The organism is Paenibacillus sp. J31P190, from assembly GCF_059692075.1.
This window is the reverse complement of the sequence record NZ_JCAUAS010000002.1, coordinates 656,029-669,360: the sequence shown is the minus strand read 5'-3', so window position 1 is coordinate 669,360 and position 13,332 is coordinate 656,029. Positions and strand designations below refer to the sequence as shown.

The 13,332-nt window shown below is 47.6% G+C and carries 17 protein-coding genes; 13 read left to right on the top strand and 4 right to left on the bottom strand.

Features of this window, described 5'->3' with window-relative positions; translation table 11 throughout:
• Window positions 1-4: 4 nt before the first annotated feature.
• From AC58U0_RS06770 to AC58U0_RS06740, 7 genes are read left to right on the top strand one after another with little or no spacing between them, the layout of a single operon-like run.
• Window positions 5-655 carry a precorrin-8X methylmutase gene (locus AC58U0_RS06770; protein WP_029192918.1) on the top strand — a complete coding sequence of 217 codons (651 nt, stop codon included), beginning with the start codon at window positions 5-7 and terminating at the stop codon, window positions 653-655.
• 5 nt (window positions 656-660) lie between these two features.
• Window positions 661-1,791, top strand: coding sequence for a cobalt-precorrin-5B (C(1))-methyltransferase (locus tag AC58U0_RS06765; protein WP_497378195.1), 1,131 nt, complete (start codon window positions 661-663; stop codon window positions 1,789-1,791).
• On the top strand, window positions 1,788-3,023 hold the full coding sequence (gene cbiE / locus AC58U0_RS06760) for a precorrin-6y C5,15-methyltransferase (decarboxylating) subunit CbiE (RefSeq protein ID WP_497378194.1): 1,236 nt from the start codon (window positions 1,788-1,790) through the stop codon (window positions 3,021-3,023). The genes AC58U0_RS06765 and cbiE overlap by 4 nt, the downstream gene beginning before the upstream one ends.
• Window positions 3,016-3,726, top strand: a complete 711-nt coding sequence (gene cobI / locus AC58U0_RS06755) for a precorrin-2 C(20)-methyltransferase (protein ID WP_497378193.1) — start codon at window positions 3,016-3,018, stop codon at window positions 3,724-3,726. The genes cbiE and cobI overlap by 8 nt, the downstream gene beginning before the upstream one ends.
• Window positions 3,727-4,503 carry a precorrin-4 C(11)-methyltransferase gene (gene cobM, locus AC58U0_RS06750; protein WP_464645454.1) on the top strand — a complete coding sequence of 259 codons (777 nt, stop codon included), beginning with the start codon at window positions 3,727-3,729 and terminating at the stop codon, window positions 4,501-4,503.
• Window positions 4,500-5,657, top strand: a complete 1,158-nt coding sequence (locus tag AC58U0_RS06745) for a cobalt-precorrin 5A hydrolase (protein WP_497378192.1) — start codon at window positions 4,500-4,502, stop codon at window positions 5,655-5,657. Before cobM ends, AC58U0_RS06745 begins: the two co-directional genes overlap by 4 nt.
• Window positions 5,657-7,045 carry a cobyrinic acid a,c-diamide synthase CobB gene (locus AC58U0_RS06740; protein WP_497378190.1) on the top strand — a complete coding sequence of 463 codons (1,389 nt, stop codon included), beginning with the start codon at window positions 5,657-5,659 and terminating at the stop codon, window positions 7,043-7,045. Before AC58U0_RS06745 ends, AC58U0_RS06740 begins: the two co-directional genes overlap by 1 nt.
• A gap of 46 nt (window positions 7,046-7,091) precedes the next feature.
• On the opposite strand, the gene AC58U0_RS06735 is transcribed toward AC58U0_RS06740, so the two are convergent.
• Window positions 7,092-7,358, bottom strand: coding sequence for a hypothetical protein (locus AC58U0_RS06735; protein ID WP_029192924.1), 267 nt, complete (start codon window positions 7,356-7,358; stop codon window positions 7,092-7,094).
• A 180-nt stretch (window positions 7,359-7,538) separates the two neighbouring features.
• Here AC58U0_RS06735 and AC58U0_RS06730 point away from each other — a divergent pair, with 180 nt between their 5' ends.
• A complete protein-coding gene (locus AC58U0_RS06730; protein WP_497378189.1) occupies window positions 7,539-7,793 on the top strand; it encodes a hypothetical protein in 255 nt (84 codons plus the stop codon).
• Here AC58U0_RS06730 and brfA read toward each other — a convergent pair.
• The gene (brfA, locus tag AC58U0_RS06725) at window positions 7,781-7,993 is read right to left on the bottom strand and encodes a ribosome rescue factor BrfA (RefSeq protein WP_057306389.1); all 213 of its coding nucleotides are present in this window, start codon (window positions 7,991-7,993) and stop codon (window positions 7,781-7,783) included. The genes AC58U0_RS06730 and brfA overlap by 13 nt on opposite strands.
• 129 nt (window positions 7,994-8,122) lie before the next feature.
• Between brfA and AC58U0_RS06720 the strand changes: the two genes are divergently transcribed.
• The gene (locus AC58U0_RS06720) at window positions 8,123-8,299 is read left to right on the top strand and encodes a hypothetical protein (protein ID WP_164484201.1); all 177 of its coding nucleotides are present in this window, start codon (window positions 8,123-8,125) and stop codon (window positions 8,297-8,299) included.
• 82 nt (window positions 8,300-8,381) lie between these two features.
• On the opposite strand, the gene AC58U0_RS06715 is transcribed toward AC58U0_RS06720, so the two are convergent.
• On the bottom strand, window positions 8,382-8,567 hold the full coding sequence (locus AC58U0_RS06715; protein WP_047674694.1) for a hypothetical protein: 186 nt from the start codon (window positions 8,565-8,567) through the stop codon (window positions 8,382-8,384).
• A 130-nt stretch (window positions 8,568-8,697) separates the two neighbouring features.
• Between AC58U0_RS06715 and steA the strand changes: the two genes are divergently transcribed.
• Genes steA through AC58U0_RS06700 form a run of 3 tightly spaced genes read left to right on the top strand, consistent with a single transcriptional unit; the run spans window position 8,698 to window position 11,449 of the window.
• The gene (gene steA, locus AC58U0_RS06710; RefSeq protein WP_497378187.1) at window positions 8,698-9,852 is read left to right on the top strand and encodes a putative cytokinetic ring protein SteA; all 1,155 of its coding nucleotides are present in this window, start codon (window positions 8,698-8,700) and stop codon (window positions 9,850-9,852) included.
• On the top strand, window positions 9,849-10,580 hold the full coding sequence (locus tag AC58U0_RS06705; protein ID WP_497378186.1) for a glycosyltransferase family 2 protein: 732 nt from the start codon (window positions 9,849-9,851) through the stop codon (window positions 10,578-10,580). The genes steA and AC58U0_RS06705 overlap by 4 nt, the downstream gene beginning before the upstream one ends.
• The gene (locus AC58U0_RS06700) at window positions 10,550-11,449 is read left to right on the top strand and encodes a hypothetical protein (protein WP_497378185.1); all 900 of its coding nucleotides are present in this window, start codon (window positions 10,550-10,552) and stop codon (window positions 11,447-11,449) included. The genes AC58U0_RS06705 and AC58U0_RS06700 overlap by 31 nt, the downstream gene beginning before the upstream one ends.
• A gap of 9 nt (window positions 11,450-11,458) precedes the next feature.
• Here AC58U0_RS06700 and AC58U0_RS06695 read toward each other — a convergent pair whose 3' ends face one another.
• Complete coding sequence (locus tag AC58U0_RS06695) at window positions 11,459-11,716, bottom strand: DUF2627 domain-containing protein (RefSeq protein ID WP_029192929.1); 258 nt, start codon at window positions 11,714-11,716, stop codon at window positions 11,459-11,461.
• A gap of 169 nt (window positions 11,717-11,885) precedes the next feature.
• Here AC58U0_RS06695 and lpdA point away from each other — a divergent pair, with 169 nt between their 5' ends.
• Entirely contained in the window at window positions 11,886-13,310 is a 1,425-nt protein-coding gene (lpdA, locus tag AC58U0_RS06690; RefSeq protein WP_497378183.1) for a dihydrolipoyl dehydrogenase, read from the top strand.
• Window positions 13,311-13,332 lie beyond the last annotated feature (22 nt).

The following is a 13,332-nucleotide window of genomic DNA, read 5'->3' as shown; positions in this document are numbered from 1 at the left end:
TACGATGGATTTTCACACGGATTTTAAACCGTTAACCGTACAACCGCAAGAAATCGAAGAGAAAAGCTTTGAGATGATTACTGAAGAATTAGGCGAGCATACGTTTACACCGGAGCAATATCCGGTTGTACAGCGTGTGATTCATGCTTCAGCGGATTTTGAATTAGGACGCAGTCTTGTCTTTCACCCGAGAGCCATCGAGGCAGGTATTGCTGCCATTCGAGCTGGCAAACTCGTTGTTGCCGACGTTCAGATGGTGCAAGTCGGCATCAGCAAACCGCGTATCGAGCAATTCGGCGGCGATGTTAGAGTATATATCTCGGACAAGGATGTCATGGAAGAAGCAAAGCGTCTGAACACGACTCGGGCAATAATTTCAATTCGCAAAGCGATTAAGGAAGCGGATGGTGCTATTTATGCCATCGGGAATGCACCGACAGCCCTGCTGGAGCTGATTCGACTCGTCAAAGAAGGAATCGCGAAGCCGGGGCTCATCGTTGGTGTGCCTGTTGGATTCGTTTCCGCAGCGGAATCGAAAGATGAACTGGCCAAACTGGACATTCCGTTCATCACGAATATTGGCCGCAAAGGCGGCAGTCCCGTTGCCGTCGCCGCCGTCAACGCGCTGTCCATTATGGCGGCGCGTAAGGAGTAGCGCCTATGGAGGAAGTACCGGGCAAGCCGCTGCGCCACGGCTACACCACCGGCTCCTGCGCAACCGCAGGAGCCAAAGCAGCACTAGTGGCGCTCATCGAGCAAGCGCCGCAAACGCACGTGCACATCCGTATCCCCATCGGGGAAACGGTTGAGTTTGCTCTGCACAGCTGCACGTTCACGCAGCTGTGGGGCGAAGCCGCCGTCATCAAGGACGGCGGCGATGATCCCGATGCGACGCACGGTGCGGAGATCATCGTGCGCGTAAGCTATCGTGCCGAGCCCGGCGTCGGCATCGATGGTGGCATTGGCGTCGGGCGCGTGACGAAGCCCGGCCTGCCGGTTGAGATCGGTCAAGCAGCGATCAACCCGGTTCCGCGGAAAATGATCCGAGAAACCGTGCAAGAAGTGCTTGACCATTACGAGATCGTGCACGGTGTAGACGTGCTCGTATCTGTGCCCGCCGGCGAAGAAATCGCCAAGAAGACGCTGAATGGGCGTCTTGGCATCCTCGGCGGCATCTCGATTCTCGGCACCCGAGGCACGGTGGTGCCGTTCTCGAGTGCGGCCTATAAGGCCAGTGTCGCACAGGCGATTCGCGTAGCCGTGAAATGCGGCTGCAAGCATCTGGTGCTCTCGACCGGCGGCCGGACGGAAGTATTCGGGATTAGCATGTATCCCGAGCTTCCAGAGGAAGCTTTTATCGAGATGGGCGATTTCGTTGGGTTTGCGCTGATACAAGCTCAAAGACAAGGCATTCGTAAGGTGACGTTGGTCGGCATGATGGGCAAGTTCTCTAAGGTGGCACAAGGTGTAATGATGGTGCATTCGAAGAGCGCTCCGGTTGATTTTGGGTTTCTTGCGCAGGTCGCGATCGAATCGGAAGCATCCGATGCGCTTATTGAAGAAATCAGGGGCGCCAACACAGCCTCGCAGGTTGGAGATTTAATGGCTTCTACGGGGAATTTGCGTTATTTTGAGCGATTATGCGAGCGCTGCAACTTAGCTGGACTAGAAGGGGTTGCAAGAGACGGGTTTGATTTCATAGAAACAGTGATCATTTCGATGAAAGCCGAACTCTTAGGGAAATCGGCGATGGTGAAGCGAAGCGAGAATGGAGAGTTGGCATACGAATGAGTAGAAGTGTAAAAGTGATTGGTGTCGGCGATAACGGATTAGGGAGCCTGCTCCCTTTATATATCAAATGGATTAATGAAAGTGAAGTACTTGTAGGCGGAGAGCGGAATCTTGCCTTTTTTCCTGAATATAAAGGCGAGAAAATCGTTATAAAAGGCAGCTTGCCAGAGCTCATGAGTAAACTTCAGAAAGAAGAACGTTCCGTAGTCATCCTGGCTTCGGGTGACCCGCTCTTTTATGGGATTGGCGGTTATGTTGTGAAGAAGCTGGAAGGTGTACAAATTTACCCGGCTGTTAGCTCGATTCAACTGGCTTTTGCCCGGATGGGGGAAAGCTGGCACGATGCTTATATCACAAGCGTTCATGGACGGAGCATCAAGGGCTTGGCGCAGCGAATAGACGGGAAGGACAAAGTGGCCCTTCTCACGGATGAAACGAATTCACCGAGTGCGATTGCGGCTTATTTGCTTTCTTTTGGCATGACCGAATATCGTGCCTTTGTGGCTGAGAATTTGGACGGAGCCGAAGAACGTTGTGGTTGGTACGATTTGGACCAGCTGGTCACGGCAACATTTTCACCACTCAATGTGGTTATTTTGAAAAAACAAGCCCCAGGACCTGTTTGGCCGCTTGGTATTGAAGATGATCAGTTCGCTCAACGCAAACCGGATAAAGGGTTAATAACGAAAAAAGAAATTCGCGTACTAAGCATCAGTCAATTATCTTTACAAGTGGATAGTGTCGTTTGGGATATTGGAACTTGTACAGGCTCCATAGCCATTGAGGCGGCACGTATAGCTAGAGAAGGTGCTGTATTTGCCATCGAGAAAAACGAAGACGATCTTGGGAATTGCCTGGAAAACAGCGCCAAGTTTCGCGTTGATCTGACAGCCGTGCATGGCAGAGCACCAATGGGTCTCGGTACTTTTGCAGATCCGGATGCGATCTTTATTGGCGGAAGCGGTGGAGAGATGCAAGAGCTGCTAGAAATATGCGCAGCTAGACTGAAGCCAAATGGCAGGATTGTGTTGAATGCAGCGACGATAGAGACGTTATACGAGGCTGATAAGACTTTTGAGAAGGTTGGTTTTACAACGCAGATATCGCTTGTACAAGTATCGCGCAGCAAGCCTATCCTCCATATGAAACGATTCGACGCACTGAATCCGATCTACATCATCACAGCGCAGCGCAAGCAGTCAGATATGGAGGGAGGAACAGGCAATGAGTAATCTCGGCACGTTATATGGTTTGGGTGTTGGCCCAGGCGATCCTGAATTAATTACGGTCAAGGCTTTTCGATTGTTAAAAGAATGTCCGGTCATCGCTTACCCAAGAAAGAAGCGTGGAGCCAAGAGCTATGCGCTAGCGATTACGGAGCTGTACGTGAATACGGAGCAAAAAGAAATGATGGGGCTCACTTTTCCCATGACAAGGGATAAAGAAGCACTTGAAATGCAGTGGACGAAGACGGTTGAAAGTGTTTGGGCACATTTGGTGCAAGGGAAAGATGTTGCCTTCGTGACGGAAGGCGACCCGATGATTTATAGCACCTACATTCACTTGATGCGTCTTATGAATGAACGTCATCCTGAAGTAAAGGCTATCTCTATTCCAGGGATTTCTTCGATTAATGCGTCTGCTTCCCGTCTGGGCATCCCCTTAGCGGATGGTGATGAGCAAATTGCCATCGTCCCTGCTATGGACGACTACGACAAGATGCGCAAGGCCATTGAAGAACATGATTGTGTCGTGTTCATCAAGGTCGCTAAAGTGATAGATTTGATGCTATCCGTACTTCGCGATCTCGGACTCGTGAATAAGGCATCCGTTTTAACCAAAGTCACTTCCTCGGAGGAAGAGATTTGGCGTAATATGGAAGAACTGCAAGGACGAGAATTAGAATATTTAACCTTGATGGTGGTGAGAAAATAGATGAAACTCTATATTATTGGTGCGGGACCAGGAGATCCGGATTTGATCACTGTGAAAGGCTTAAAGCTTCTTCAGCAAGCAGATGTTGTGATGTATACGGACTCGCTTGTGAATGAAGAATTGATCGCAAAGGCGAAGCCTGAAGCAGAAGTACTGAAAAGCTCGGGCATGGAGCTGGTGGAAATGGTTGGCATCATCGTCGATCGCCTTAAACAGGGAAAGATGGTCGTGCGCGTGCACACCGGAGATCCGGCCATGTTCGGGGCAACGATGGAACAAATCGCTCTGCTGCGTAAAGAAAACATAGGCTATGAAATTATTCCAGGCGTAAGCTCTGTTTTCGCTTCAGCCGCGGCAGTTGGGGCGGAGCTCACGATTCCAGACCTTACCCAAACGGTTATTCTAACTCGAGCGGAAGGTCGTACGCCAGTTCCTGAGCTTGAGAAATTGCGCGATCTTGCCGCACATCATTGTACGATTGCTTTGTTCCTGAGTGCTACTTTAATCAAGAAAGTTGTTAGCGAGTTTGTTGAGGCGGGTTGGAGCGAGGAGACACCTGTTGCGGTCGTTCAGCGTGCTACGTGGCCGGATCAGTTAATTGTTCGCACGACGGTAGGGAAGCTGGAAGAGGATATGCGGAGCCATGGCATCCGCTCGCATGCGATGATTCTGGCAGGCTGGGCGCTGGATCCGGAAATTCACGGCAAAGAGGAGTATCGCTCCAAGTTATACGATAAATCATTTACACACCGCTTCCGCAGAGGGGTTAAGCCATGACGATCAGTCTGCAAGAAGGAGTCATTCCTGTTATACGACAGCAAAATGACTATGCGATCGTAGCTATTACGAAACATGGTGTTGAGATTGCACGCAAGCTGAATGAACGAATGAGCGGCACAGATGTCTATTACATGAGTAAATTCGTCAAAGGTGATGAAGAGCAGCGCTCGATTCAACTTTTTACAGGAAGTGTTCGGTTACTTTTTCCTGCCTTATTTCCTGCCTACAATGGACTTATTATCATTATTTCACTAGGTGCCGTCGTACGTATGATCGCTCCCTTACTTCAGGATAAGAAGAAAGATCCTGGTGTTGTTGTTATTGATGATAATGGGGAGCATGTCATCAGCGTGCTTTCTGGGCATTTGGGCGGGGCTAATGAGCTAACCCATGAGGTCGCAGCTGCAATTGATGCAAGGGCTGTTATTACTACGGCATCGGATGTTCAGAAAACGATTCCTGTTGATCTCTTCGGCCGCCGTTTCGGCTGGGTTTGGGATTCGGCAGATAAACTGACCCCAGTCAGCGCTGCTGTCGTTAATGAAGAGCGAATTGCAGTTATTCAGGAATCGGGTGAACCGAATTGGTGGACGCATGAGCGACCTATACCCGCCAATATTAGGCGGTTCACATCGATTTCGGAGGGTCGAGCAAGCGAGCCGAATGCCGTTCTGCTCATTACGCATCGGCTTTTGGAGCCAGAGGAGGAGAGTATTCTAACTAACGGTGTGCTGTACAGACCGAAAGTTATTATACTCGGAATAGGCTGTAACCGCGGTACTTCAGCAGATGAAATTGAACAAGTCATACAAGTAATACTTGAAGAGCTATCATTTTCCATTCGAAGCGTGAAAGCAGTGTGTACGATCGATTTGAAGAAGGACGAAGTTGGCTTGCTCGAGGTTACCCGTAATCACGGCTGGGAGTTCATCACCTATACTCCTGATGAGTTGAACACAGTGACCGTTGAGGCGCCGTCTGAGACTGTGTATCAGTTTACAGGAGCGTATGCGGTGAGTGAGCCGGCTGTTAAGCTTTACACAGGCCAAGACAAACTAGCAGTAGTTAAGAAAAAATCAGGAAATGTCACCATTTCTGTGGGATTACTCGACTTTACAGGTTCTGCTCCATTCGAGCGAGGTATCTTGTGATGGATCGGCGGATTGTCATTGCGGGCACAGGCAGTGGTGTAGGAAAGACCACCTTGACCATCGGGATTATGGCTGCTTTACAGAAACGAGGAATTACGGTTCAGGGATTTAAGTGTGGGCCCGATTATATTGATCCAACCTATCATTCGGCAGTGACGGGCAGGCCTGCACGCAACTTGGATTCATGGATGACTGGGCGTGAAGCGGTGAAGGAAATATTTGAACGCGGAAGCCAAGGGTCAGATATATCGATTATCGAAGGTGTTATGGGGATGTTTGATGGCAAAAACCCGCTAACAGATGAAGGCAGTACCGCAGATATAGGACGCATTCTAGGTGCTCCGATCGTGTTGATTGTCAACATTGCCAGTATGGCAAGAAGCGCCGCTGCGATTGTTAAAGGCTTTCAGCAGTTTGGTCAAGGCGATAACATTGTAGGTGTTATTGCCAATCGAGCAGGTAGCGAAGGGCATTATAAGATGGTTAAGCAAGCCATCGAGCAGGAATGCGGTGTTCCTGTCTTAGGGTATCTGCCGCGCGACACAAACATTGAACTACCTGAAAGGCACTTAGGTCTGGTTCCATCGATTGAGCGAGGTGAGCTCCAACCTTTTTTTGAGCTTTTGGCTGACAAAGTGACGGCACATATAGATCTGGACCTTTTGTTAGATTTAGCCGCAGCTGAGCCAATAAATAGTAAGTCGGTTTTATTCACTAGCAAAGATCAACTTGACGAACCTAAACGAGTTAAAATCGCGATTGCCAAAGATGCCGCATTTCACTTTTATTATCCTGAAAATCTGGAGCTGTTAGAGGCGAGCGGTGCGGAATGTGTATTCTTTTCGCCGCTTGCTGGTGAACAGGTTCCTCCTGATGCAGATGGACTTTACATAGGCGGAGGGTTTCCTGAGGAATTCGCAGAGCGATTAGCTGCTGAAAATGGGGTTAAGGCGTCTGTCCGCAGCCGAATTGAGGAAGGTATTCCGACACTCGCTGAATGCGGGGGATTTATGTTCCTGACGGAAAAAATTGTAGATACGACGGGAAATGAATTTCCAATGGTTGGCATGATCCCCGGTAAAGTCACCATGCAGACAAAGCTAGCAGCATTAGGTTACCGCGAGGCTACAGGTGTAGAGGGAAACTTTTTGCTGCCCTTTGGTGAAGAGGCTCGCGGCCATGAATTTCATTATTCAACTTTTCAAGCTAATGAGGGTGCGGATGTGAAAGCTGCCTTTCAATCGAAGGGTAGGCTTGGAACCAAAGCAGACGGGTATCTCACCGGGAATCTTGTTGCCGGTTATACACATTTGCATTTCGCATCAAATCCGAATATGGTGAAAGAATGGATTCATGCGTGTACGCAGTATCAACAAAGTCGTAACTAACAATGAAACCCCTTAGCTGAGTTAGCTAGGGGGTTTCGTCATGCCATTATTTTATGAAGGTTAGCGCTTGATCCGCGATTGAATATTTGTAACGGTCAAGACAGTTGCAAAGGTAATCTTTGCGGCAGATCGGACAAGGTTCTTTCATTAATCTATTCAAATCAGTCACTTTGCCGATACCCGTTTCGGAATCTCTTTCGAAGAAAAGACGGCATTTGTTGCGGTCTTTCAGTGAGACAACGACTTCGAAAAGACCATTTTTTTTGTTATCACTAACTATTGTTGCATCTACTACTTGCGGATCGTATGCCATTGTAATTCCTCCTAAGAGTTTTGCTTTAGCAAAACTTTCTACGTAAGCTTAAGCATAAACTAGCATTGTCGTATAGGGACCCTTGACCTGCGATCAAAGTCTCACCTCGTTGTTTAGCTTGTGCGCATTAGTATATTATATAAATAAAAAAGATTTAATTCAATAGGAGGGCCTACACTCGTGATTATGGACTATTGTGAACAGGAAATGACGGAAGGGAAGGTACAACTCCATATCGGCCTTCAGTTTGAAGATGAACCTGATTCCTTATATGTAGCGGAGTTAGAGCTGGGAGATAACGGAGTTGTGAGCGAGTGGAAGCTGTTCTTTAACGGGTTTGATTGTAACTATACTTTTCGTCCTGCGGAAAAAGAAGCGTTAGTCCGTTATGCAGCGGAACAAGGAATTACGATCCAAGAACGTTATGAAGCATGAAAAAAGGAATCGTCACCATGCGAATGGTTCAAATTCCTTGATTTGTGTTTATGATTTTGTTTCGTTAGTAATTGTTTCAGTGTAGGCGTCGTTTTCGTTACTGGGTTGACTCCATGCCAGTGCAGTCGATGGATAGCAGGATCTAGCTTACCTTCGCGTAAACTTCGTTGTCGATTTTTTTGTGCTTGGGTTCGTGACATTCGGATTCCTCTTTTCTTCATTCAAATTGGATTGTTACTCTTGTTCATTGTAATTAATCAGTTGCCTAGCTGCAATGGAAAGTTTTCTTATCAATTATATATTCACTTCATTTAGAAAAGGGTGAGGGTTTGCGTATTCAAATTCAATTAGCCGTATCAGGCGAAATGGTTAAGCAGGATGTACTTGAAATACCGGAATATAAACTTGGTGAAATGACGGATGAAGAAATCGAAAGTGCGATTGAAATAAAAATCCGCACATGGGTAGATCGCATGGTGCAAGTTGAATGGGAAGTGCTGGAATAACGAAGAAAATAACGTAGTTCGTAAAGAGCTCCGAAGGAGATTAATCCCCTTCGGAGCTCTTTGTGTGCAACGGTATGTATGTTTAGTGAACGATGTTGCCAACTCCGGTCTTTTGCAAGGCGTGCTCCCAGCTTGGGTAATAATACAGGGCATTTTTCATAAGATCAGGATGCAGCTTCTTCACATTTTTTTTGGCTAGCGACTCTCCGGTGTTGTGAAGCTGTACAATGTGGCCTAACACTTCGTCTGCGCTCATGTTTAGCTCCATGGATGTTTCATCTCCTTTCAATTAGAATATAACCCAATACTTGCCATTGGATAGGTAAAATATACATAGAATATAGTGGCAAAGGGCAAAATAAGCGAGCCAAGAGACGAAAGGAAAGTCGGTGTCTATCATGAATTGGCCCTCGTTGTCATTGTTTTCTTCGAAGCCGCTGCCGCTCTGCAAAGGGAAGATTAACGTTGGGGCGATTACGAAAGTATTGCTGCGTGATTTGCCGCCAGGCCGAATCGTTGTTCTTCAGCACCGTGACTTGGATGAAGTCATTGCACAGGAACTCATCGATCGTAAAGTCAAAGCGATCATTAATTGCCACCAAACGATGAGTGGCACATATCCAACCCAAGGCCCTCTGCTGCTGCTGCAGCAGCATATACCGATTTGGGAAGTGGAGTCGTCGGCGTTCGAAGTTTTTGAACCAAGTAAGGAGATTGCGATTTATGAGGACAGGATCATCATTGGAGATCAGCATATTGCCTGTACCGCATTTACACGTGAGAACTGGATGAACTTGCAGCAAATTGCGAACGATCAATCGTCAAGGCTATTGGAGCAATTTATTGATAATACGTTAACCTATGCAATTCGGGAGAAACAAGCTGTTATGGAGCCGCTGCCCACACTACACCTTAGGGTAAATTGCGAGGGTAAGTATGTATTGGTTGTTTCCAGAAGGAAAGGGTATAAGAAGGATTTGCTTGCCGCAAAAGCATTTATCTCAAAGGTCAAGCCGATTCTGATTGGGGTTGATGGGGGAGCAGATGCGCTGCTGGAGTGCGGTTATCAGCCGCATCTCATTATTGGGGATATGGACAGTGTAACAGATCGAGCCCTTTTGTGCGGTGCGGAGTTAATAGTCCATGCTTACCCGAATGGAACGGCACCGGGGATAGCTCGTACGAACGCATTAGGGTTATTCGCGCATATACTGCCTTGTTTCGGAACCAGTGAGGATGCGGCGCTTTTACTCGCCTTTGAGCAGCGGGGGGAGTGGCTAGTTACGGTTGGTGCGCATACCCATATGATTGATTTTTTGGAGAAAGGGAGGGAGGGCATGGGAAGCACGCTTCTTGTTCGGATGAAGGTAGGGTCGCGTTTGGTAGATATCAAAAGTATAGGCGCCCTGTATAAGCAGCCGTATCTATGGACGAAAGAGGTTGCCACCACTGCTTTTCTTTCACTTTTGTTTATTGCTTTAGGGCTTTTTCAGCTTCACTGGATATTGAAACGAGTTGCTCACGTAGTTTGGAATCTAGGAGGTGAAGGATGAAGCCTTATCTATCCATCATTATTCCAGCTTGGAATGAAGCGAGCACGATTCCGAGTACACTTCAACATTTGTTAAATCAGGCCGACTTTATTAAGAGGGCGGGAATGAGGTTCGAAATTATTGTGGTCGACGATGGCAGCGCTGATAATACCTATGAAGCTGCTTGGCCTTGGGTGGACAAGCTGGTCAAGCATGATCGCCGGCGCGGCAAAGGAGCGGCGATGCAATCAGGTGTCGCCAAGGCTCGCGGCGACCTGCTGCTCTTTCTTGACGCCGACTTGCAGGCTACGGCCGGGGAGGCGCTCGTCCTCATCGAGCCGCTGCTGCGGCGCGAAGCGGATATGGCGATAGCGAAGCTGCCGCCGTCCGGCGCCAAAGCAGGCTTCGGCTTGGTCAAGGGCTTGGCCCGCCGCGGTATTCACCGGCTCAGCGGCTATAAGACCGAAGCTCCCTTGTCCGGACAGCGAGCGGTGCGTGCTGATCGGCTGCGGGAGCTTGGAGGGTTCGCGCGCGGCTTCGGCGTGGAAGTCGCGCTAACGATCGATGCGGTGAGGCATGGCCTGCGCATCGTGGAGCTGGACGTGCCAATCACGCACCGGGAAACGGGGCGGGATTGGCACGGATACATGCACCGCGGCAGGCAATTCGCCGCGGTCGGTTTCACGCTCCTGACTCGCTGGAAGGAGAGGAAGCGGGTATGGTTCTCATCGGATCGATCCTCGATCTGATTGTGCTTGGAGCGGCAGGGTGGTGGATGCTGCCGCACGTAAGGCGCTTTCTGGAGGCCCATGGGCAAGTAGGGCCGAACTATCTTGGCCATACCATCCCTCGCGGGATGGGGGTCGTTCTTTGGTTGCTCTTATGGCTTCAGGAGCTGGTTCTTCAAGGTGCTGTTAGGTTAGAATCTTCGGGCTTGATAGGCGAAAGTTCATTCCTGAAAGAGCTTAGTACCCTTGAAGTGAATAATCGGGCATTCACTTTTTCCGCTACATTTATTTTCTTATTAGGTTGGACAGATGATTTAATAGGCAGTAAAGCCGTAAAAGGTCTAAAGGGACACTTCCAATATTGGATGGAGTCAAAGACTTTATCGATGGGAGCCGTTAAGGCGTTAGGCACATTAACAATTGCCGCATGGCTTGTTGTAGCGGTCGGAAACGATCAAACCCCCATCTGGCAGATGGGGGTTGAGCTTATCCTGCTGATACTCATGACGAATACCTTGAATTTGCTTGACGTTCGCCCAGGTCGTTCCTTAAAAGCATTTTTGGGTAGTTCTTGTGTGGTATTGTTCGTGGGCTTGTATTTTTTGGAATTGGAAACGAGTATGTTTTTTCCAATGATCCCAGTATGCATGGGTGGATTGATTCTTTATAGCCTTGATATTCGAGGCCTAGGGATGCTGGGTGATGTCGGATCGAATCTACTTGGTTTTACATTAGGTTATGGAATCATCATGATCTTGCCTTGGGAAGCACAATGCGTGATTGTTGCTGTAATCGGCTTCCTTCATAAACAAGCGGAAGTGAGTTCCATTACGCAAATGATTGAACAGAACCGATTCCTTCATTGGTTAGATCGTTTAGGCCGGACTTGAAAGTTCGGTCTATTTGCGGCGGTTTGGTTTAAATCTTGGTGCTACATAATTTCGTTTACGATCACGGAAAAACGTCCATCCCCCAATAAAAGCAACACCTAGAAGAAACAAAATAAGCCCAAGGATAAATTTTCCCCACAGGATATGACCGTCCGTATCGAATTGAGCGAAAAAGGCATCCTTCATGGCTAGGAACCCATAGGTAGCTGTCAAACCGGGAATGACGAGAAGAAGAATAGCAATAAATCGATAAAATGGCGCTCTCATAGCTGCTCCTTACTTTGCATGATACATGTTTTATATCATCATACTCTGAATCTGTTAGTGTGTCTAATTCACAAATAAGACTATGATTTGGTGACCAAAAAAGGGTAATATAATAGAGTGAAGTGTATACATATGAGGTAGTGAACGCTTAATAGGGAGGAAATACATAATGAGTGAACATAGATATGATGTCGTCGTTCTTGGTGGTGGTATTGGAGGTTATACCGCGGCTATACGGGCGGCACAATTAGGGAAAACTGTAGCTGTCGTGGAAAGGGACAAGCTAGGAGGCACTTGTTTACATCAAGGCTGTATTCCAAGTAAATCTCTCCTTCGGAGTGCGGAAGTATACGCAACAATGAAGAAAAGTGAGGAATATGGCATTTCTGCTGAATCCATCGAAGTCAAGTTTGACAGTGTGCTTAACCGTAAACAACGAATTGTTGATCAACTGCATCAAGGTCTGCAATTCCTGATGAAGAAAAATAAAATTACGGTCCATTACGGCAATGGCCGCATTATTGGGCCTTCTATCTTTTCACCACGCAGCGGTGCTGTTTCTGTAGAGAAGGAAGACGGGGATATCGAAACGCTTCTATCGAGTAATTTGATCATTGCTACAGGTTCCAGACCACGTAGTTTACCAGGTTTAGAGATCGATGGTACCCATATTTTAACGAGTGAAGACGCTTTGCGTATGGAGAGCCTTCCGAAGTCAATCATCATTGTAGGTGGCGGTGTGATTGGCGTAGAATGGGCTTCGATGCTGAGCGATTTTGGCGTAGCGGTTACCATAGTTGAGCTGGATAAACGATTAGTGAGCTTAGAGGATGCGGATATCTCCAAAGAGCTGGAGCGCTTGTTTAAGAAACGCGGCATTAATCTGGTTACTGGAGCAAAAGTGCTTCCTGATTCCGTTAAGGTGACGGAAGGCAGTGTTACTTTACATGCGGACAAGCAAGGGGAAATTGTTGAATTAACAGCAGATAAGGTGCTTGTTTCTGTTGGCCGAATAGCCAATATTGAGGGAATTGGACTTGAAAATACAGATATTAAAATAGATAAAGGTGTCATTCGTGTGAATCGGTTCATGCAAACGACGGAATCACATATCTATGCGGTTGGCGACGTTATTGGAGGACTCATGCTGGCTCATATGGCCGGTCATGAAGGGATTTTGGCTGCTGAACACCTGGCTGGTCAAACTCCGCATGAGCTGCAAGCGCATCTCGTTTCAAGATGTACGTATACAAGACCGGAAATAGCTAGTGTTGGTTGGACCGAACAACAGGCTGCCCTACAAGGACACAAAGTGAAAATTGGCAAATTCAGCTTCAAAGGGATTGGAAAAGCACTTGTATATGGAGATACAGATGGCTTCGTAAAGGTTATAGCAGATAGCGAAACGAATGATATTCTTGGTGTACATATGATTGGACCGCATGTGACTAACAGCATATCTGAAGCAGCACTTGCACAGGTACTGAATGCGACGCCTTGGGAAGTGGGACAAACCATTCATCCGCATCCCACTTTATCAGAAGCATTAGGAGAAGCAATGCTGGCCGTGGATGGGATTGCAATTAGCGGATAAAAATTGTAATCATAAACATTTG

Coding starts and splice junctions, on each gene's coding strand:
- lpdA (WP_497378183.1), top strand. CDS start 11,886: ATGAGTGAACATAGATATGATGTCGTCGTTCTTGGTGGTGGTATTGGA.
- steA (WP_497378187.1), top strand. CDS start 8,698: ATGAATTGGCCCTCGTTGTCATTGTTTTCTTCGAAGCCGCTGCCGCTC.
- cobM (WP_464645454.1), top strand. CDS start 3,727: ATGAAACTCTATATTATTGGTGCGGGACCAGGAGATCCGGATTTGATC.
- AC58U0_RS06705 (WP_497378186.1), top strand. CDS start 9,849: ATGAAGCCTTATCTATCCATCATTATTCCAGCTTGGAATGAAGCGAGC.
- AC58U0_RS06740 (WP_497378190.1), top strand. CDS start 5,657: ATGGATCGGCGGATTGTCATTGCGGGCACAGGCAGTGGTGTAGGAAAG.
- brfA (WP_057306389.1), bottom strand. CDS start 7,993: ATGTCACGAACCCAAGCACAAAAAAATCGACAACGAAGTTTACGCGAA.
- AC58U0_RS06770 (WP_029192918.1), top strand. CDS start 5: ATGGATTTTCACACGGATTTTAAACCGTTAACCGTACAACCGCAAGAA.
- AC58U0_RS06745 (WP_497378192.1), top strand. CDS start 4,500: ATGACGATCAGTCTGCAAGAAGGAGTCATTCCTGTTATACGACAGCAA.
- AC58U0_RS06765 (WP_497378195.1), top strand. CDS start 661: ATGGAGGAAGTACCGGGCAAGCCGCTGCGCCACGGCTACACCACCGGC.
- AC58U0_RS06715 (WP_047674694.1), bottom strand. CDS start 8,567: ATGGAGCTAAACATGAGCGCAGACGAAGTGTTAGGCCACATTGTACAG.
- AC58U0_RS06735 (WP_029192924.1), bottom strand. CDS start 7,358: ATGGCATACGATCCGCAAGTAGTAGATGCAACAATAGTTAGTGATAAC.
- cobI (WP_497378193.1), top strand. CDS start 3,016: ATGAGTAATCTCGGCACGTTATATGGTTTGGGTGTTGGCCCAGGCGAT.
- cbiE (WP_497378194.1), top strand. CDS start 1,788: ATGAGTAGAAGTGTAAAAGTGATTGGTGTCGGCGATAACGGATTAGGG.
- AC58U0_RS06695 (WP_029192929.1), bottom strand. CDS start 11,716: ATGAGAGCGCCATTTTATCGATTTATTGCTATTCTTCTTCTCGTCATT.
- AC58U0_RS06700 (WP_497378185.1), top strand. CDS start 10,550: ATGGTTCTCATCGGATCGATCCTCGATCTGATTGTGCTTGGAGCGGCA.